Genomic DNA, 20,340 nt, shown 5'->3' with positions numbered 1-20,340 from the left:
ATGCCTCTTACGCGTACAGTGGGTTCACTTTCTGAGTGTCGATACCGAACTTCTCAATGGCTTCAACAACCACTGATTTCTCGATGTCACCACGCTTCGCCAGTTCAGTCAGCGCAGCAACTACAACGTAGCCAGCGTTAACTTCGAAGTGACGACGCAGGTTCTCACGGCTGTCTGAACGACCGAAGCCGTCAGTACCCAGCACGCGGTAAGACTCAGCAGGAATGAACGCACGAACTTGGTCCGCGTAGTTCTTCATGTAGTCAGTCGCTACGATAGCAGGCTCAGTACCCATCACTTGTGCAATGTATGGGACTTGCGCGTCTGCCATTGGGTTCAGCATGTTCTGACGATCACACGCCTGGCCATCACGTGCTAGTTCGTTGAAAGACGTCACGCTGAATACGTCAGATGCGATGCCGTAATCCTTACTCAGGATGTCAGCCGCTGCACGTACTTCATTCAGGATGGTGCCTGAGCCCATCAGCTGAACTTTAGCTTTGTCACCCGCGTATGCTTCCAGCTTGTAGATACCCTTACGGATACCCTCTTCAGCGCCTTCTGGCATTGCTGGCTGCGCGTAGTTTTCGTTCATCAGCGTCAGGTAGTAGAACACGTTCTCTTGCTCTGGACCGTACATGCGACGGATACCGTCTTGCATGATCACTGCTACTTCGTAAGCGAAAGTTGGGTCGTAAGAGATACAGTTAGGAACCGTACCTGCCATAACGTGTGAGTGACCATCTTCGTGCTGAAGACCTTCACCATTCAGAGTTGTACGACCCGCAGTTGCACCCAGCAGGAAGCCACGTGCTTGTTGGTCGCCAGCCATCCACGCCATGTCGCCAACACGTTGGAAGCCGAACATTGAGTAGTAGATGTAGAACGGGATCATTGGCAGATCGTTGGTGCTGTATGAAGTTGCCGCAGCAACCCATGAAGACATTGCACCCAACTCGTTGATACCTTCTTGCAGTACCTGACCTGACGTTGCTTCTTTGTAGTAAGAAACGATGTCACGGTCTTGTGGGGTGTAGTTCTGGCCGTGCGGGTTGTAGATACCGATTTGACGGAACAGACCTTCCATACCAAAGGTACGCGCTTCGTCCGCAATAATCGGAACGATGTTTTTACCCACGCCTTTGTCTTTCAGCAGCACATTCAGTGCACGTACGAAAGCCATGGTGGTAGAGATGTCACGCTTCTGCTCTTCCAACAGAGGTTGGAATGCGTCCAACTGTGGCAGAGTCAGTTCTTCAGTGAAGTTAGGCAGACGCTTAGGCGTGTAGCCTTTCAGCGCTTGACGACGAGCGTGCAGATACTGGTGCTCCGCTGAACCTTCTTCCAGTTTCAGGTAAGGCAGTGCAGCAACGTCTTCGTCAGACAGCAGGTCTTGCAGACCCAGGCGGTCACGCAGGTGCAGAACATGGGTCATATCCATCTTCTTAACCTGGTGCGCAATGTTCTTACCCTCAGCCGCTTCACCCATGCCGTAACCTTTAACGGTCTTAGCCAGGATCACTGTTGGACGGTCTGAAGTTTCTTGTGCGCTCTTAAATGCAGCGTACAGCTTCGACGGCTCGTGACCACCACGCTTCAGCGCGAAGATCTCTTCGTCAGTCATGTCAGCAACCAGTGCTGCAGTCTCTGGGTATTTGCCGAAGAAGTGTTTACGAACGTAAGCACCGTCTTTTGCTTTGAACGTCTGGTAGTCACCATCAACGGTTTCATTCATCAGTTGCAGCAGTTTACCGGTGGTGTCTTTCGCCAGCAGTTTGTCCCAACCGCTACCCCAAACAACCTTAACCACGTTCCAGCCAGCACCTTTGAACAGACCTTCCAGTTCTTGGATGATCTTGCCGTTACCCATTACAGGGCCGTCCAGACGCTGCAGGTTACAGTTGATCAGGAAGCACAGGTTGTCCAGCTTCTCACGAGCTGCGAAAGAAATCGCGCCGCGTGATTCTGGCTCATCCATCTCACCGTCACCCAGGAATGCGTATACGCGCTGGTTGGTAGTGTCTTTCAAACCACGACCGTTCAGGTACTTCAGGAAACGTGCTTGATAGATAGCAGAGATTGGACCCAGACCCATAGATACGGTTGGGAACTGCCAGAACTCAGGCATCAGTTTAGGGTGTGGGTAAGAAGAGATACCTTTACCGTCGACTTCCTGACGGAAGTTATCCAGTTGCTCTTCAGTCAGACGACCTTCAACGAATGCACGCGAGTAGATACCCGGTGAGATATGACCTTGGTAGTAAACCAGATCACCACCGTCCACCTCGTTAGGTGCGCGGAAGAAATGGTTGAAACAGGTCTCGTAGAATGCAGCTGAAGATTGGAAAGACGCCATGTGGCCGCCCAGTTCCAGATCTTTCTTCGATGCGCGCAACACGATCATGATCGCGTTCCAACGAATGATAGAACGAATACGACGTTCCAGGTTTACATCACCCGGGTATGCAGGCTCTTTGTCTGCAGGGATGGTATTCACATAGTTGGTGGTGATGCCAGTTGGCATATCAACACCGTCAAGGCGCGCCTTTTCCATAACTTGCTCAAGCAGGAACTGGGCACGTTCTACACCTTCTTCACGAACGACTGATTCAAGAGCTGCTAGCCACTCTTGGGTCTCTAGTGCGTCCACGTCATTTTTCATGACTTCAGACATGGCGATCTATCCTTTCGTTGATTGACTCGTACAAAACTAATGTTGTCGCAGCTGAAAAAACGGTTCCTGACAACTCCTCAAAGCTGTCGGGATCCGCTATTCCAACTCGTCCTTGCGTTGCTGTATCCGGCGAAGAGAGCGCTCAATTCGACTCTCCTCACGGCCCAGATCCAGCAGGGTTTCCTCGATAAAGGCCAAATGTGCATGCGATGCCTGGCGGGCTTTTTCCGGCTCACCAGCGGTAATCGCCTGAACAATATTGGCTCTGTGCTTGGTTACTTTCGCGACGACATCTTCACGTCGGTTCAGTAACTCAAAGTTTTGCAAAATGTTTTGCTCCAGCAATGGCGCCAGACTGCGCATGATATGCAGCAGAACCACGTTATGTGATGCCTCGGTAACGGCAATCAGGTATTTCATAACGGCGGCGGCTTCGGCTTTCAAATCACCAAGCTGCTGGGCTTCGCGAATGCTGTCGTGGCAAGCACACACTCGCTTTAAATCTTCATCAGTTCCACGCAGCGCAGCGAAATAGGAGGAAATACCTTCCAGCGCATGACGGGATTCCAGCAAATCAAGCTGGCTTTCAGGGTGGTCAGCCAACAGGCCAATCAAAGGCTCGGAGAAACGCTGCCACAAGCGCTCACTCACAAAGGTGCCACCACCTTGTTTTCTATTAAGGAGTTTTTTGGCTTCTAATCGCTGAATTGCTTCTCGGACGGAGGGGCGGGAAACATCAAATTGCTTCGCCAACTCGCGCTCTGGTGGCAGTTTTTGCCCAGGCGAGAGGGTTCCTTCCAGAATTAGGCTTTCAAGCTCTTTCTCAATAACGTCAGATAGTTTGGGTTGACGAATCCGTTGTATAGCCATCGTTTTATTATTTATTTGGCGCCGGAGTTCCTGCGCGTCCTATCCCATTTTCTGGCCTTGTAAATTGGTAAGACCAATTACCAAACACATAAAAAGTTACCAGAATGCGGCTTTAGTGTCCACCGTAAACTTGATTTAAGTCATAGAAGTTACAATTAGATGTCGCGCATTTATTAATCAATGGAGATGTAATGGTCAGACCAATTATTTTGGTCACGGTTGGAATTCTGTGCGCTCAGTCTCAAAGTCGTTTCAGGTGGTGTAGTAAATCGTCAACACACCTTTACGCACATCCCCTCTGTTTTTTTGGCCTAGAGGAGCGCTTTAAACTTCTCCCAGTGGAATGACTGGCCGGGGTCGGTTTTTCTTCCTGGTGCAATGTGCTCGTGGCCAGTAATGTGCCCAGGGGTAATAGCAGGATAGTGCTTCATGATAGCGCGAGATACATCTGCTAATGAAACGTACTGTGCCTCTGTATATGGCAAGTCATCTGCTCCTTCAAGCTCAATACCAATCGAGAAATCATTACACTGCTCACGGCCTTCAAATGAAGACACCCCAGCATGCCAAGCTCGTTGATTGAAAGGAACAAATTGCACCACACTGCCATCACGTTTAATCAGGCAATGGGCTGAGACTTGAACATTGCGGATTTCATCAAAGAAAGGATGCGATGTAGAGGTGAGTTTTCCCTGAAAGAAATCTTCGATATAGCTGCCACCAAATTCACCCGGCGGCAAGCTGATGTTATGTACCACCAGCAGCGAAATGTCTTCCTCGACCGGGCGCTCGTTAAAGTGAGGCGAAGGAACATAACTGGCGCTATCCAACAAATGATCGGTGATGGTTAACATTGAAAACTCAGCTGCAAAACAGGTCTTTGACTATTTTAACCCGCCATTTGCCAAAACAGGCACAACTTTCTAACGATTCAGCATACAGAGAACTCACCTCTTACCTCGCAAAATTTCTGTCCCGGCGGTAAACTTGCTGCCAATGTTCAGGTAAAGCCTGATTTAAACCGAATTCACTGTGATGGAACCACCATGTCCGATCTTTCAAATACTTCACGCGTCCATGATAGCCAAAGCCGTATCGCCTACCTCAAAGCACACCTTGAAGAAGATGTGGTTCGCTGCGTCACTGATACACTGAAAGAAGATTTGGGCGGCGAGATTAATGCGGACAATGACATCACAGCCAGTCTGATTGCTGCCGACACTCAAGGTGAAGCAACTATCATCACTCGTGAGGCTGGCGTATTTTGCGGCCGTGCTTTTGCTGATGAAGTGTTCCGCCAACTTGGCAGCACGGTCACTATCGACTGGAAAGTGGAAGACGGTGATAAGGTCGAACCGAATCAGGTGCTTTGCGAACTGAAAGGCCCAGCCCGCACTCTACTAACCGGCGAACGTAACGCGATGAACTTTATCCAGACACTTTCTGGCTGCGCAACAGAAACTGCCCACTACGTAGAAAAGATTGCTGGCACCCAAACCCGCCTGCTGGATACACGTAAAACTATTCCCGGGCTTCGCAACGCGCTGAAATATGCAGTTTCCTGTGGGGGCGGCTTTAATCACCGCATTGGTGTTTACGATGCCTACCTCATTAAAGAAAACCACATCATTGCCTGCGGCGGTATTCAAGGTGCGGTAGAAACGGCTAAGAAGTTAAATCCTGGTAAACCGGTTGAAGTTGAAACTGAATCGTTGGATGAGCTGCAGCAGGCGATTGATGCAGGAGCAGACATCGTGATGCTTGATAACTTCACCACCGAAATGATGCGCCAAGCTGTGGAGCTCAACAAAGGGAAAGTCGCGCTGGAGGTTTCCGGCAATGTCACCCTTGATACCATCCGCGAATTTGCAGAAACCGGCGTGGATTACATTTCAGTCGGTGCACTGACCAAACATATTCGCGCCATGGACTTGTCGATGAGACTAAAGTAACTCATTAATATCAATCGACTAATTGATAGAAGCAGGCATAACGCCTGCTTTTTTATTTCGCGCTTCACATTAAAGTAATTGATTAACAAATCAGTTACAGAAAAGACAACCCACCACTCGTAACCCGAATTTTATCTGCTGTTTTCCCCTTTCTATCCGCCTTATCTTGGAACCACTTTAAGCACACAGTTGCGTAAATATATAAACTGGAGAGTAATGGATATGAAAAAGCAAAAGGGTTTTAGCTTAATTGAGCTCCTCATTGTAGTGGGGATTATTGGTGCACTGACTGCAATCGCTGTGCCTGCATATAGCAAATACAAACTTGAGTCAGATGCTAAAGCTGGTGTTGCCTCGGTTAAAAATCTACTAACTAAAGCTGAATTGCATATTGCCGCGAACAATACCAACACTTTAGCAACCTTTGCAGATGCTTTAGATCCTGATGAGGCTGCGGGTGAATTTAAAGTAGGTGCCCTTGGAAAGATCACTGGTACGGCAGCTACTACAGGCGATGATGCAGTGGCAGGAACTTTAGTCTTTACATTTGATACTGAACATTCATCTTTTGGTGATAAAAAAATTACTTTCACAAGAAATGCGGAAGCTTGGAAGTGTGTAGCTGAAGCAGAAATTATAACTGCTGCTGGCGATATCGATGGATGTAATGCTCCGGCAACTCCATAAGAATAATGTTACTAAACCTTGCTGTAGCCCTGCGCCGAGCGGAATACATTTCCCCAGCGCAGGAGCAAGAAATCACAGCAAAAATCAAAGCCGAAGGTGTGAGCACACCTTCGGCTTTGCTCGCTTTAAAGATCCTATCCAGTGAAGCGCTCGCTAAAGCCGTTTCTGAAATTTTTGGCGAGCCTTTGCAGGACATCAAGCAATATCCTTGGGAAAACACCAACACGACTTTGAATCAAAAAGATTTGGTGCTTTATTCCCAATCTCTCCCTTTAGAAATTCGCAATCAGCAACTGCTTTTAGGGGTTAGTGACCCCACACGAATAGATATTCAGGATGATTTCCAGTTCGCCACAGGTTATTCAGTTAATCCCATACTGTTGGAACATGGCCAAATTGAAGGGGCGATTCGACGGCTTTATGGTAAGAATGTCACGGAAAGAGTTCGAACCAACAGTGTGACAGACTCTGAGTTGGAAGCACTGAGTAACAGCATCGATGACATTGCTGAAAACGAAGACCTGTTTTCGGACGATGCGCCCGTCAGCCGTTACATCCAACAAGTCCTGATGGATGCTGTCCGTAAACAAGCTTCCGATATCCATTTCGAACCATTCGAACAGAGTTATCAAATCCGTTTCCGCTTGGATGGTATTTTGCAGACCCACAGCACCCCGCCAGCCGGTATCTCGCGCCGTCTTTCAACACGGTTAAAAATTATCGCCAAGCTGAATATCGCTGAGCGCCGTCTTCCACAAGACGGACGGATTAAGCTGAATCTTTCCGAAGAAAAATCCATTGATATGCGGGTTTCCACTCTACCAACGCTCTGGGGTGAAAAGGTGGTGCTGCGGATTTTGGACGGCGGCAGTGTTGCGCTGGATATTGACTCTCTGGGTTATAACGCGCAGCAAAAACAAGATTATCTGAATGCGCTGAATCGCCCACAAGGGATGATCTTGATGACTGGCCCGACGGGAAGCGGAAAAACCGTTTCTTTGTATACTGGTCTGAAGTATCTCAATACCGCTGATCGCAATATCTCCACCGCCGAAGACCCAGTTGAAATCAATCTTCCCGGTATTAACCAGGTCAACATCAACAACGACATCGGGTTGGATTTTGCTAAGGCACTACGTGCCTTTCTCCGACAGGATCCAGATGTGGTGATGGTCGGCGAAATCCGTGATTTAGAAACCGCAGAAATCGGTATCAAGGCGGCACAAACTGGTCACTTGGTATTGTCGACTTTGCACACTAATTCAGCGGCGGAAAGTGTCACCCGTCTGGCAAACATGGGCGTTGCTGCCTATAACCTTGCCGCTTCACTCACATTGATTATCGCCCAGCGCTTAGGCCGTCGCCTTTGCCCACACTGTAAAGTGCCGCATGATATTAATGACCATCATCTGACAGCCTTGACACAACACTATCCTTCGCTCAAACCAGAGCTGGTTTATCAAGCCTCACCGGAAGGGTGCGATCATTGCAACCATGGCTATCTTGGCCGCGTCGGTATTTACGAAGTCATGCCAATTAGTAGAGATTTGGCAGAAGCGATTGGTAATGGCGCGTCAGCGTCCCGCATTGAAACCCTCGCCATGGGCAATGGCATGTTAACGCTCCAATTATCTGGTATCGAAAAACTCAATGAAGGCATCACCAGCCTTGCAGAACTGCAACGCGTGATCAGTCTGTAAAAGGAAATATCATGGCCTCCAGTCCCAATAAACTTTTCTCTTATCAGTGGCGCGGCGTTACCTCCAAAGGCGCCAAGGTAAAAGGCCAGACACTGGCATTCTCAGAGCAAGAAGCTAGGCAATCCCTTCAGGAACAACACATTCGCTTGGAGAAAATTAAAAAGCGTTCGCCGTCCTCCTGGGTTCGCCGCAGAAACTCGGCGACAGCCAAAGATATCACCCTTTTCTCCCGCCAGATGGCAACCATGCTGGAAGCGGGCGTGCCGCTAGGAGAAACGCTGAGACTGCTAAAATCCAGCGCTAAGAAAGCGGAAATGAAACTGATCATCAGCCAGATTTACAGCCACATTGAAGCGGGCTCTTCACTGGCGCAATCGATGAAAGCGAGCTCACCTCTTTTTGATCAGTTTTACTGTGATTTGGTTGCCACCGGTGAACAAACCGGTCGATTGGAGCAAATCTTTGCGCGTATTTGTGTCTATCGTGAAAAGAGCGAGGAAACGAGGGCGAAAGTGGTGAAAGCCATGATCTATCCTTCGATCGTCTGCGTTATCGCTATTGGCGTGACTATCGGCATGCTGATCTTCGTGATCCCAACTTTCAAAGATGTGTTTTCTTCTTTCGGGGCAGAACTACCTTGGTTCACACAAAAAGTTTTGAATATATCTGACGCGATTCGGGACTACGGGCTTTATCTGTTGGTGGCGCTCATTCTGTTTGTTGCTGCCTTTAAAGCTTGCGTGAACAGAAGCTACAGCTTCAGACTTAAAGTCAGCAAATTCTCACTGCATATTCCTGTAATTGGGGATGTGCTGACCAAAGCCACCATTTCTCGATTTACCCGAACACTTGCGACTACGTTTAGTGCCGGTATTCCATTACTCAATGGTTTGTCTGCCGCGGGCAAAACAGCTAATAACAGCCACTTTAAAATGGTTATTGAGGAAGTGCATAAGCAAACGTCTGGTGGCCGCCCTCTTCACCGTTCCATCAAGGAAACCGGAGAATTTCCTGACATGATGACCCAGATGGTAATGATTGGAGAAGAATCAGGTGCGCTGGATGACATGCTGAATAAAGTGGCTGGTATCTATGAAGCCGACGTGGATAACACGGTAGATAATCTCGGTAAAATTCTGGAGCCGATGATCATCGTCACTTTGGGTATTCTTATCGGCTCATTGGTGGTGGCGATGTACCTACCAATGTTCAATCTAATGAGTGTGATGGGCTAGGCTTCCGACCCTTCTTTGTTTTGTGCGGCTAACTGCTTCATTTCACATGGAGCGAAGCGGCACAAGTCGTTATCATACCCAACAAAGTTTACACAGGATTGATTGATGGACTGGCTTTTTGACTCTCCGGGTCTGTATGTTTTTCTCGCCTCGCTGTTTGGCCTCATCGTAGGCAGTTTTCTCAATGTGGTGATTTACCGTTTTCCCAAAATGATGGAAAGCCAGTGGCGGCAGGAGTGCCATGAGTGCTTTCCTGATGACATGCCTGCTCCAAAGGAAAGCGACATCTTCAACCTGAGCTTGCCACGATCTCATTGCCCTTCTTGCCAAGCCCCGGTTCGTGCCATTGACAATATTCCTGTGTTGAGTTGGCTGTTCCTTGGCGGTAAATGCCGCTCGTGCAAAACTAAAATCAGCGTTCGCTATCCTCTTATCGAAATCCTGACAGCAGTCCTCTCAGGCTTTGTGGCGTTCAACTTGACTGGCTATTGGTCACTGGCTGTGATTGGTGCCACTTTTGTACTGGTCGCTCTTTGCTTTATCGACCTCGACACCATGCTGCTGCCGGATCAAATGACACTTCCTATGATGTGGGCAGGTATTTTGCTCGCACTTGTTGGTGTTTCTCCGGTGTCGCTGCAAGATGCAGTTATTGGTGCGATGGCGGGTTATCTTTCGCTTTGGAGCGTATTCCAGCTGTTTAAGATCCTGACAGGCAAGGAAGGAATGGGATATGGTGACTTTAAGCTCTTAGCGGCTCTTGGCGCTTGGCTTGGCTGGCAAGCGCTGCCGATGGTGGTGCTGATGGCCTCGTTTGTTGGTGCGATTGGCGGCATCATTATGATGCGTGTCAAAGGCACCGGAAAAGAAACACCTTTCTCATTTGGCCCTTATCTCGCGATTGCGGGGTGGATCAGTTTGCTTTGGGGCAATAAGATCATCGACTGGTACTTAACTTCTTACCTGGGTTACTGATTCATGGCATACGTGGTAGGCGTCACAGGCGGTATTGGTAGTGGAAAAACCACGGTTGCCAACCTGTTCGCGGAAAAAGGCATTGAGGTGATTGATGCCGATGTGATTGCCAGACAAGTGGTTGAACCTGGCTCTGAGGGACTAAAAGCTATTGCGGCAAAGTTTGGTGCTTCCATGCTTAATGACGACGGCACGCTGAACCGCGGGGCACTGCGCGAACACGTTTTCTCTCATCCAGAAGACAAGGAATGGCTCAATGGTCTGTTGCATCCCAAGATCAGACACGAGATGATTACCCAAACCGCTCAGGCCAAGTCATCTTATTGCCTGTTAGTCATTCCCCTTCTGGTGGAAAATGGTCTTCAATCACTCTGCCAACGTGTGTTGGTTGTCGATGTCAGTGAAGCCACTCAAATTGCCAGAACCACCCAACGGGACCAAGTGCCAGAAGAGCAGGTTAAAAGCATTCTCGCCGCGCAGGCCACTCGCGAACAGCGACTTGAAGCTGCTAATGACGTCATAACCAATGAAGATGACAGCAAAGTGTTGTCACAACAGATAGAAACATTGCACCACCAGTATCTCGCTCTGGCGGCGCAATAAACGGGAAGCAAGATGAGCAGTGACACCCTTTACGAGCATCCCCTGACTGAGCAGGTTCGCGTATACCTGCGTCTTGAGTACCTACTCGATCAAATCAATCAATCTTCCACACTGACTGATGACGGTCAGTGGCGCGTATTTTTCCGCAGCCTGTTCGACTTGGTTGAGATTTTGGAACAGGTACAGGTAAAGGGCGACCTTGCCAAGGATTTAGAGAAACAACGTGCCAAGCTCGAAACATGGCTCGATGTGCCAAATGTCGATACTGAACAACTAAAAGCGCTATTGCTTGAAAGCCGCCAGATCCAGCAAGCATTGCTGCAGGGTTCGCGCCTTGGCCAGAAGCTTCGTGAAGATAAGTTTTTGTCATCTATCCGCCAGCGCTTTTCCATTCCTGGTGGTACCTGCAGTTTTGATTTGCCGTCTCTGCACCACTGGCTGAATCTTCCGCTGGCACACAAGCAATCTAATGCGGAACAATGGAAGCAGACGCTTGCTCCGCTAGAGAACGCGCTGAGCTTCTGGTTGCGTCTGACCCGCGGCAGTGCTGGCCTTCAGCCATGTACGGTGGTGAATGGGTTTTATCAGCAGGATGTGGAAGGAGCAAGCTTGCTACGCATTCAACTCTCGACTGAATACAATGCTTTCCCGTTAGTATCTGGTCACAAGTCGCGTTTTGCCATCCGTTTTATGCCATTTGATGAGAGTCAGCCTGTCCCAGACATGATGGCCTTATCTCTGGCAGTTTGTTAATTAAAGAGGTTTTTGTGAGTCAAGAAAAGCCAACCATCGTCAATTGCCCACAATGTGGCATTCCTGTGGTTTGGGGCGATGTCAGCCCATTTCGACCGTTTTGTAGCAAGAAATGCCAACTGATTGATCTTGGCGAATGGGCCGATGAAGAAAAGCGTATTGCCGGTGCACCGGATATGTCTGACAGTGACGGCTGGTCAGAAGATAACTGAAAAAGATCAGCTCCTGGGGCTTAGGTCCTAGGAGCCTATTTTCCACACTGAAACAATTAACCCAGAATCTCGCGGATTTTATCCAGCACCGGATCGTTCGCTTCGGGGAAGGTATAGTTTGCTAGCTCACTGATAGCCACCCACTCCCCTGGCTGCCCTTCTTTACCAAACGGTTTACCTTCGAATTCTCTGACAAGAAAGAAATCGAAAGCCAACGCTTTATCAGGGTATTCATGCGCCAGTGAAATAAATGGCTCAATAGTCTTAGCGGTAATCCCCACTTCTTCTTCAAGCTCTCGCTTAACCGCTTCCAGAGCAGATTCACCATCTTCAACTTTACCACCAGCAAATTCCCAAAAGCCGCCTTTGTGAGCCTTGGCTGGACGCTGGGTGATGAAAATCGCATTGACTTCAGGGTTCAAAATGATCCCTGCAGCGATATGAAGTCGTTTCTTTTCCATTTAATTATCTCACTTCCATAAAAAAGGCCGCTAAGCGGCCTTTTCTTTCGCGTGCCTAGGTTTAATCAATCTTACCGTGGCACTGCTTGAATTTCTTACCGGAACCGCAAGGACAAGGTTCATTACGACCCACTTTACGGCCATCGCGAACCACAGTTTCTGACGATGCATTTTGTGTTTCACCGTCGGCCAATTGGTTTTCCGCTTCGGCATGGTTCATTTGCTGGCGACGTGCTGCGGCTTCTGCCTGCGCGCGGCGCTGCTCTTCCATGCGATCCACTTCTTCTGGCTGCTGTACACGTACTTTGCTCAGTGTCATGATCACATCTGACTTCAGTGACTCCAGCAGGCCTTCAAACAGTTCAAACGATTCACGCTTGTATTCCTGTTTCGGGTTCTTCTGCGCATAACCACGCAGGTGGATACCCTGACGCAGGTGATCCATTGCGGCCAGGTGCTCTTTCCAAAGCGTATCCAGCGTTTGCAGCATGACCGCTTTTTCGAAGTTACGCAGGGTTTCAGCACCCACAGCGGCTTCTTTCGATTTGTAGACATCAACGATGTTATTCAGGATCTGCTCACGCAGTTGCTCTTCATACAACTTGTCGTCGTTGTCCAACCACTGCTGCAAAGGAAGCTCAACGTCGAAGTCGGCTTTCAGACGGCCTTCGAGTCCTGCGATGTCCCACATTTCTTCCAGAGATTGAGGTGGGATGTACTGATCAATCACCGCATCGACGATGTCTTCACGATTTTGCTCGATCATTTCGCTGATGTCGGTATTTTCCATCAACTCATCACGTAGCTCGTAAACTACCTTACGCTGGTCGTTAGCGACGTCATCGAATTCCAGCAGTTGCTTACGAATATCGAAGTTACGACCTTCTACTTTACGCTGGGCGTTTTCAATCGCCTTGTTCACCCATGGGTGCTCAATCGCTTCGCCCTCTTCCATACCCAGCTTCTTCATCATGTTTGACACACGCTCAGAAGCAAAAATACGCATCAGTGAGTCTTCCATCGACAGGTAGAAACGGCTTGAGCCTGGGTCACCCTGACGACCTGAACGACCACGTAGCTGGTTATCGATACGGCGTGATTCGTGACGCTCGGTACCAATGATGTGAAGGCCACCCGCTGCTTTCACTGCGTCATGACGCTCACGCCATTTCGCTTTGATATCGTCAATTTGTTGCTCTGATGGGTTTTCCAGCTTAGCAACTTCAGTCTGCCAGCTACCACCCAACACGATATCAGTACCACGACCCGCCATGTTGGTCGCGATGGTCACCGCACCTGGTGCACCCGCTTCAGCGACAATGTCTGCTTCTGAAGCGTGGAATTTTGCGTTCAGTACTGAGTGCTTAACACCCGCTTTTTTCAGTGCATTCGAAAGCAGCTCAGATTTTTCAATCGAAACCGTACCCACCAGAGAAGGCTGGCCTTTCTCGCTACGTTCTCTGATATCTTCAATGATCGCGTTGAACTTCTCACGTTCGGTCATATAAACCTGATCCGCCATATCATCACGGACCATTGGTTTGTTGGTTGGAATAACTACAGTATCCAAACCATAAATCGACTGGAACTCGAACGCTTCGGTATCTGCGGTACCTGTCATACCTGACAGACGGTCATACAGACGGAAGAAGTTCTGGAAAGTGATCGATGCCAGCGTCTGGTTTTCGTTCTGGATCTTCACGCCTTCTTTGGCTTCAACAGCCTGATGCAGACCTTCAGACCAACGACGGCCAGGCATAGTACGGCCTGTGTGTTCGTCAACGATAATGACTTCATCGTCTTTCACGATGTAATCAACGTCTTTCTCAAACAGCACGTGCGCACGCAGTGCAGCATTGATGTGGTGAAGCAAAGTGATATTGGCTGGAGAGTACAGAGTGTCGTGCTCTTCCATCAGGCCATTTTTCTTCAGCAGTTCTTCAACAAATTCCTGACCGGTTTCTGTCAGGTGAGCCTGCTTGCCCTTTTCATCAACAGTGAAGTGACCGTCACCACGGTACTCTTCGCTATCTTCTTTGTCCTGGCGAACCAGTTGTGGGATCAGCGTGTTGATACGAGTGTACATATCTGAGCTGTCTTCTGCTGGACCGGAAATGATCAGAGGGGTACGCGCTTCATCGATAAGGATTGAATCGACCTCATCCACTACGGCAAAGTAGCGGGAGCGCTGAACGCGGTCTTCGGCACGGAATGCCATGTTGTCGCGAAGGTAATCGAAACCGAACTCGTTGTTGGTTCCGTAAAGAATGTCTGTAAGGTACGCTTCTTTTTTCTCTTGCGGATGCATGTTTGGCACATTCACGCCAACCGTCATATCCAGGAATTCAAACAGTGGACGGTTAGTTTCAGCATCACGCTTTGCCAGATAGTCGTTCACCGTGACGATGTGAACACCTTTGCCCGTAAGCGCATGCAGGTAAGCTGGCAGGGTTGCGGTCAGGGTTTTACCTTCACCGGTACGCATCTCTGCGATTTGGCCATTGTTCAGTACCATGCCGCCAATCATCTGAACATCGAAGTGACGCATGCCGTAAACACGCTTAGACGCTTCACGTACGGTAGCAAAGGCTTCCGGCAGAATAGCGTCCAGTGATTCACCTTGCTCGATACGTTCACGGTATTCCGCCGTCTTAGCTTTCAGCTCTTCATCGCTGAGTGCTTCAAATTGCGGTTCAAGGTTGTTGATTTCGTTTACAACTTTGCGAAGGCGACGCAGTGTGCGGTCATTGCGGCTTCCGATTACTTTGGTAATTAGTTTCGATAACATGGCTTTGCCGTTTCTCTCATTTTGTCGCTTTAGCGTGTTGGCCAAAGCCTGGATCCAGTGCGGCAGAGAACAATCAGCATATCCCTCTGCCAAAATTCTTTCGGAAGAATTAACGATGCGTTATAGCGTTGATCTTGTGCCTTTGGAGTCAGATTTCAAGGCCTGTGAATCAGTTAATCACGCTATGGTACTTCAAGGCTGATTATAATAAGGCATATCTATCGCTCATCCCACCTGTAATGCGGGTTCATCGACTTTCGTTGACAAAAATTAGAACCCGTTCATTGACTAGAACCTTTTTAGTGCAGTTTATGTTCAGTTGTGGTGCAAACTTATAACGCCATATCAAGGTTTATGCAGGGATGACATGGAGAGAATAGCCGGGAATTGATACTCTTTAACTATGCTTTTTGGGATAACAGACATCAATGAGAGACCATCGACCACAAGCCGCCCAGGAACTACTGGAAAGCTCACTGACCGGGCAAGTGCGTCAGCGAGCCATGGCGCTTTCCCAGCTCAATGAGCAGGTTAAGGCTTTGCTGCCTACCCAATCGGCAAAACAATGCCGCGTGGCGAATTACCGTGATGGTATTTTGATTTTGGAGTGCGGTTCTTCAGCATGGGCAACCAGGCTAAACTATGACAGACACACTTTGATGTCCGCGCTTAGAAGGAACACACTCCCTTCGCTAATGACGATTGAGATAAAGGTTAACCCAGCGCTAGCCGTCGATTTAGAGAAAAAGGAAGAAGCTAAAGAGGCTGAGAAAAAGATGCGCAAGGTTAGCCCTATGGCGGCCGAGTATCTTAAAGCTATCGCTGAAGGCGCGCCGGAAAAAGTAAAAAAACGCTTGGAAGCCATCGCAGCCACGTCGAATCGGGAAGATTAGTCACCTTTCTACAGGCATAAAAAAACCGAAGCTTTAGCTTCGGTTTTTTCTTTGTTCTTTCGATTACGCTAGAACCATACCTGGTTGTGCGAATGTCACTGGGAGCGTCTGCTCATCTTCAAATGTCGCCCACTCCCATGCTTCTTGATCAGCCAGCACTGCACGCAGCAACTGGTTATTCAACGCATGGCCTGACTTGTATGCGCGCATCTCACCAATGATGTTGTGGCCACACATATAAAGGTCACCAATGGCATCCAATACTTTGTGTTTCACCAACTCGTTGTCGAAACGCAGGCCTTCTTCGTTCAGGATTCGGTAATCATCAAGGACGATTGCACAATCAAAGCTACCACCCAGACATAGGTTACGTGACTGGAGATACTCGATGTCACGCATGAAACCAAAGGTACGTGCGCGGCTGATGTCTTTGATGAACGACTGAGAAGAGAAGTCCAACACCAGATTTTGTTGCTCAGCTTCAATTGCCGGGTGATTGAAATCGATGGCGAAGTCAAGGCGGAAGCCGTCATATGGCAGCAATTCTGCCCACTTGTCGCCGTCTTCGATGCGAACAGGTTTCTTAATGCGAACAAAACGCTTTGGTGCATTAAGTGTTTCAATACCGGCAGATTGCAGCAGATAAATGAACGGGCTTGCGCTGCCGTCCATAATTGGAATCTCTGGTGCATCTACTTCGATAATCACGTTATCGATACCCATACCAGCCAGAGCAGCGTTAAGGTGCTCAACGGTAGAGATACGTACGCCATCATCATTAACCAGTGCAGTACACAGCATGGTGTCGCGTACAGAAGCCGGATCCGCCGGAAAATCTACCGGTGGATTCAGGTCAGTACGGCGATAAATCACGCCTGTGTTCGCTGCAGCCGGGCGCAGGATCAAGGTGACCTTACGGCCAGAGTGCAAACCAACTCCGGTCGTTTGAACAATAGTTTTTAATGTTCTTTGTCTAATCATCTGCCATTCCCAACTGAATACATGTTTTTGCGCCCCAAATCACTCATTACAGTGTCACAATAGGGCAAAACGGGCAGCATGATACCATGCTGCTGTACACAAACCAAGCACTGCCTATTGTTAATCCGCTTGTTTACGTAAAAACGCAGGGATATCTAGGTAGTCTTGTTCCTGTTTCGGCTTCGGTGCAACGTTAGAAGTCTGTGGTTGAACAGACGGTTCTGAAGGACGTCCACCTTGCACAGGCGTTGCCGCCTTTGGTGTTTCTTGCAAAGGCTGTGCCTTATTTTCTACCGGTGTTGGTTTTTGCTGCGTGCCTGGCACCAAAGTGATGTCTGGCTTACGCTCGTTACCAATACCTGTAGCGACTACAGTCACGCGAAGTTCGTCACTCATTTCTGGATCCATGGACGAACCGATAACCACAGTGGCGTTGTCAGAGGCGAACGCTTTAACAGTGTTGCCCACAGTTTCAAATTCATCCAGTCGCATATCAAAACCAGCTGTAATGTTCACCAGAACACCACGAGCGCCTGCCAGATCAATATCTTCCAGCAGTGGGCTTGAAATTGCCATTTCGGCCGCTTCTTCTGCACGGTCTTCACCCGTTGCAACGCCGCTACCCATCATGGCATGACCCATTTCAGACATCACAGTGCGGACGTCCGCAAAGTCGACGTTGATAAGGCCTGGACGAGTGATCAGCTCTGCGATGCCCTGTACTGCGTTACGCAATACATCGTTTGCTTTCGCAAACGCATCCAGCAAGGTGATGCCGCGACCCAGAACTTTCAGCAACTTCTCGTTCGGGATAGTGATCAGAGAGTCAACGTGCTTAGAAAGCTCATCAATCCCCTGCTCCGCAAACGCCATACGCTTCTTACCTTCGAAGCTAAATGGCTTAGTCACTACTGCCACGGTTAGAATGCCCAGCTCTTTCGCTACCTCAGCAATCACAGGTGCCGCACCAGTACCGGTACCACCGCCCATGCCTGCCGCGATAAATACCATATCGGCACCTTCGAGCTCAGCTTTAATCGCTTCGCGATCTTCCATTGCAGATTCACGGCCTACCTGTGGGTTTGCACCCGCACCTAGACCTTTCGTGATATCGCCACCAATTTGGATAACGGTGCTTACCGCTGTCTTGCGCAGTGCCTGAGCATCGGTATTGACGGTGATGAACTCCACCCCTTCAATTGACTCACGCACCATGTGCTCGACTGCATTACCACCGCCGCCGCCAACACCAACGACTTTAATTACTGCATCGTTGGACATTTCCATCATCGGTTCAAACATGTGTTCTCTCCGTCTTTCCTGTTCGCATCAGGTTTAAAATTCTTTCTTAAGCCAGCCACTAAGTTTACTGAACATGCCTGATACAGTTCTTTTAGGCTCCGGCTCGCTCGATTCGTTCAATAGGTTTTCTTTGCCGTAATGCAGTAACCCAACTGCAGTGGCGTGATAGGTCGCATTGACATAGTCAGTCAGCCCTGTCACACCGGCTGGAAGCCCCGCGCGCACCTGGTTCTGGAAGACACGCTCAGCGCATTCCGCCAGTCCCTGCATTTGCGCAGCACCGCCCGTAAGGACAATACCTGCGGCCAATTGGTGTTTCACACCTTGTCCGCGCAGACGTTCCTGCACACGTTCCAGTTCTTGCTGCACCAACCCCAGCAATTCACTACAACGTGGCTCAATGACTTCGGCCAGTGTCTGGCGCTGAAGGCTCCGTGAAGGACGCCCTCCAACGCTTGGCACATTAACCTTGGCATCTTTGTTCACCAGTTCACTTAACGCACACCCATGCTTCACTTTGATTTTCTCAGCGTCGCTAAGAGGTGTACCGAAGGCATAAGCAATGTCGCTGGTGATGACATTTCCTGCGTATGGAATAACGGCTGCATGACGCAAAGCACCGCCAGTCCATACTGCAATGTCCATGGTTCCGCCGCCAATATCGACGACGCATACCCCCAACTCTCTCTCGTCAGCAGTGATCACCGCGTGGCTAGCCGCCAGACCAGAGAAAATTAATTGGTCCACTTTCAGGCCACAACGTTCCACCGCTTTTTCGATATTTCGCGCGGTATCATTGTGGCAAGTGATAAGGTGCACGCTGGCTTCCATACGCACACCGGAAAGACCAACAGGATTCTTGATCCCTTCCTGGTAGTCGATTTTATATTCCTGCGGGATAACGTGCAGCACGCGCTGCTCGTCGCTGATCTTCACCGACTTCGCCGTGTGAATGACCATGTCGACATCATCCTGCGTGACTTCCTCGTCGGAAATCGTGCCCATACCGCGTTCGGTCTGGCAATGAATATGCTTACCTGACAGCGACAGGTAGACGGAGCGAATCTTGCAGTCAGACATCAGTTCGGCGTCATTAACCGCGCGTTCCACTGACTTCACGACAGACTCAAGATCATTGACACCGCCTTTATCCATGCCTTGTGAAGGCGTAGAGCCCACGCCTAGCACATTGATCGCACCGTCAGGCAAAATCTCACTGACCAGAACAGAAACCTTGGAGGTTCCGATATCCAATCCAACAATCAGCGGTCTGTCAGTTGTTTGTTTCATTCCACCTACTCTCAGGTATTTTCGTCACCAGCGTCCGCTTCAGGGGCTTTCCACCCCACCGCAGCACCAGTGTCATAGCGCAAGTCTACATATTGAATCGCCCTGTCAGTTGACCTGAAGTCGTCAAGTAAATCGACAAAGCGTTCTAATCTCTCGTTGCGGGACTCCCGTCCTAATTCAATTCTCACACCATCACGGGTGACAATTCGCCACGAGCGACGCTCGTTGAGCGCCAAGGCAGCAATTTCTAATTTTGTTGGTGCCAGAATACTGCGCATTTCTCGCCATGCTTCCAGCACTTCTTTTTCACTGCCATCTGGGCCATGGAGTGAAACCAGACCCAAATTTTTTACCTCAGCAGGATCCGCGCCAAACACGTCCCCGCCAACATCCAAAAGAAACGATCCATTCCAGACTGCCTGAGGCTGGTATTCAGTCACATTGACTTTGATCGTATCCGGCCACTGTTTTCGTACTGCGACATTAGCGACCCAAGGTAGTGCAGAAATCGCACTGTGGATGTCATCCACATCTTGGATCATGAAGCTATTCAAGCCACCGAGTTGCAAAACCGCATTACGGACTTCCAACGGTGTTAAATGCTCAAGCTCGCCTTGTACAACAATTTGGGATAGCGGCAGTTGTTCCTCGTCACCCATCCAGGCAATGACCCGGAGCAGAGACCAAAGAATTACCAGAATGACAAATACTAAAAACACCAGCCCCCCCCAATGTTCTTTCAACATTGAAGGCTGAGCCGGTATGTCCTCAACGGTCATATTTGTCATATCAGGCTATTGCCTCTCTATCGTCAGGCAACCTGCGGCTTTGCTCTAGCAAAGCCGACCGATTATAACGGTCAGTTTGACAGGTCACCAACCCTTCTTGGCGTTGAAGTGGTGAAGCTGAGATCAAATACATGCAAAACCACCAAAAACAGGTTAAAAATTAGACATCACTCTGT

The 20,340-nt window shown here is 49.2% G+C and carries 18 protein-coding genes; 9 read left to right on the top strand and 9 right to left on the bottom strand.

The genetic code is table 11. The features are described from left to right. Positions 1-7 precede the first annotated feature (7 nt). From aceE to ampD, 3 genes are all read right to left on the bottom strand, one after another. Entirely contained in the window at positions 8-2,674 is a 2,667-nt protein-coding gene (gene aceE, locus GCE9029_RS19205) for a pyruvate dehydrogenase (acetyl-transferring), homodimeric type (RefSeq protein WP_062666041.1), read from the bottom strand. Positions 2,675-2,770: 96 nt separating this feature from the next. Next, positions 2,771-3,544: a pyruvate dehydrogenase complex transcriptional repressor PdhR gene (gene pdhR, locus GCE9029_RS19200; protein ID WP_002537403.1), complete on the bottom strand. Its 774-nt coding sequence runs from the start codon at positions 3,542-3,544 to the stop codon at positions 2,771-2,773. 311 nt (positions 3,545-3,855) lie between these two features. Then, positions 3,856-4,398 (bottom strand): 1,6-anhydro-N-acetylmuramyl-L-alanine amidase AmpD, encoded by a 543-nt coding sequence (gene ampD / locus GCE9029_RS19195; protein WP_062666039.1) that lies wholly within the window; start codon positions 4,396-4,398, stop codon positions 3,856-3,858. A 192-nt stretch (positions 4,399-4,590) separates the two neighbouring features. Here ampD and nadC point away from each other — a divergent pair, with 192 nt between their 5' ends. From nadC to yacG, 8 genes are all read left to right on the top strand, one after another. Continuing rightward, positions 4,591-5,496, top strand: coding sequence for a carboxylating nicotinate-nucleotide diphosphorylase (gene nadC / locus GCE9029_RS19190; RefSeq protein WP_062666038.1), 906 nt, complete (start codon positions 4,591-4,593; stop codon positions 5,494-5,496). Positions 5,497-5,718: 222 nt separating this feature from the next. Beyond that, positions 5,719-6,183 carry a pilin gene (locus GCE9029_RS19185; RefSeq protein WP_062666327.1) on the top strand — a complete coding sequence of 155 codons (465 nt, stop codon included), beginning with the start codon at positions 5,719-5,721 and terminating at the stop codon, positions 6,181-6,183. A 5-nt stretch (positions 6,184-6,188) separates the two neighbouring features. Continuing rightward, positions 6,189-7,883 carry a type IV-A pilus assembly ATPase PilB gene (pilB, locus tag GCE9029_RS19180; RefSeq protein ID WP_082804396.1) on the top strand — a complete coding sequence of 565 codons (1,695 nt, stop codon included), beginning with the start codon at positions 6,189-6,191 and terminating at the stop codon, positions 7,881-7,883. 11 nt (positions 7,884-7,894) lie between these two features. After that, positions 7,895-9,118, top strand: a complete 1,224-nt coding sequence (locus GCE9029_RS19175) for a type II secretion system F family protein (protein WP_062666036.1) — start codon at positions 7,895-7,897, stop codon at positions 9,116-9,118. A gap of 105 nt (positions 9,119-9,223) precedes the next feature. Further along, the gene (locus tag GCE9029_RS19170) at positions 9,224-10,093 is read left to right on the top strand and encodes a prepilin peptidase (protein ID WP_062666034.1); all 870 of its coding nucleotides are present in this window, start codon (positions 9,224-9,226) and stop codon (positions 10,091-10,093) included. A gap of 3 nt (positions 10,094-10,096) precedes the next feature. After that, positions 10,097-10,696 carry a dephospho-CoA kinase gene (gene coaE, locus GCE9029_RS19165; protein WP_062666032.1) on the top strand — a complete coding sequence of 200 codons (600 nt, stop codon included), beginning with the start codon at positions 10,097-10,099 and terminating at the stop codon, positions 10,694-10,696. A gap of 12 nt (positions 10,697-10,708) precedes the next feature. Then, positions 10,709-11,449 (top strand): cell division protein ZapD, encoded by a 741-nt coding sequence (zapD, locus tag GCE9029_RS19160; RefSeq protein ID WP_062666030.1) that lies wholly within the window; start codon positions 10,709-10,711, stop codon positions 11,447-11,449. 14 nt (positions 11,450-11,463) lie between these two features. Next, positions 11,464-11,661, top strand: coding sequence for a DNA gyrase inhibitor YacG (gene yacG, locus GCE9029_RS19155; protein WP_002537389.1), 198 nt, complete (start codon positions 11,464-11,466; stop codon positions 11,659-11,661). A 56-nt stretch (positions 11,662-11,717) separates the two neighbouring features. Here yacG and mutT read toward each other — a convergent pair whose 3' ends face one another. Both mutT and secA read right to left on the bottom strand, forming a co-directional pair. Beyond that, the gene (gene mutT, locus GCE9029_RS19150) at positions 11,718-12,122 is read right to left on the bottom strand and encodes an 8-oxo-dGTP diphosphatase MutT (RefSeq protein ID WP_062666028.1); all 405 of its coding nucleotides are present in this window, start codon (positions 12,120-12,122) and stop codon (positions 11,718-11,720) included. Between the two features lie 61 nt (positions 12,123-12,183). Continuing rightward, the gene (secA, locus tag GCE9029_RS19145; protein WP_062666026.1) at positions 12,184-14,910 is read right to left on the bottom strand and encodes a preprotein translocase subunit SecA; all 2,727 of its coding nucleotides are present in this window, start codon (positions 14,908-14,910) and stop codon (positions 12,184-12,186) included. A gap of 428 nt (positions 14,911-15,338) precedes the next feature. Between secA and GCE9029_RS19140 the strand changes: the two genes are divergently transcribed. Continuing rightward, on the top strand, positions 15,339-15,803 hold the full coding sequence (locus GCE9029_RS19140; RefSeq protein ID WP_062666024.1) for a DUF721 domain-containing protein: 465 nt from the start codon (positions 15,339-15,341) through the stop codon (positions 15,801-15,803). A gap of 63 nt (positions 15,804-15,866) precedes the next feature. On the opposite strand, the gene lpxC is transcribed toward GCE9029_RS19140, so the two are convergent. From lpxC to GCE9029_RS19120, 4 genes are all read right to left on the bottom strand, one after another. After that, on the bottom strand, positions 15,867-16,784 hold the full coding sequence (gene lpxC, locus GCE9029_RS19135) for a UDP-3-O-acyl-N-acetylglucosamine deacetylase (RefSeq protein WP_039849731.1): 918 nt from the start codon (positions 16,782-16,784) through the stop codon (positions 15,867-15,869). A gap of 120 nt (positions 16,785-16,904) precedes the next feature. Further along, positions 16,905-18,086, bottom strand: a complete 1,182-nt coding sequence (ftsZ, locus tag GCE9029_RS19130; protein WP_062666022.1) for a cell division protein FtsZ — start codon at positions 18,084-18,086, stop codon at positions 16,905-16,907. A 33-nt stretch (positions 18,087-18,119) separates the two neighbouring features. After that, a complete protein-coding gene (ftsA, locus tag GCE9029_RS19125) occupies positions 18,120-19,376 on the bottom strand; it encodes a cell division protein FtsA (RefSeq protein ID WP_062666020.1) in 1,257 nt (418 codons plus the stop codon). An 11-nt stretch (positions 19,377-19,387) separates the two neighbouring features. After that, positions 19,388-20,164: a cell division protein FtsQ/DivIB gene (locus tag GCE9029_RS19120; RefSeq protein WP_062666017.1), complete on the bottom strand. Its 777-nt coding sequence runs from the start codon at positions 20,162-20,164 to the stop codon at positions 19,388-19,390. Between the last annotated feature and the right edge of the window lie 176 nt (positions 20,165-20,340).

Origin of the sequence: Grimontia celer, assembly GCF_900055185.1 — a bacterium.
In the GTDB taxonomy this organism is placed as follows: Bacteria; Pseudomonadota; Gammaproteobacteria; order Enterobacterales; family Vibrionaceae; genus Enterovibrio; species Enterovibrio celer.
The sequence above is the reverse complement of the archived record's forward strand: the minus strand, read 5'-3'. Positions and strand labels throughout refer to the sequence as shown.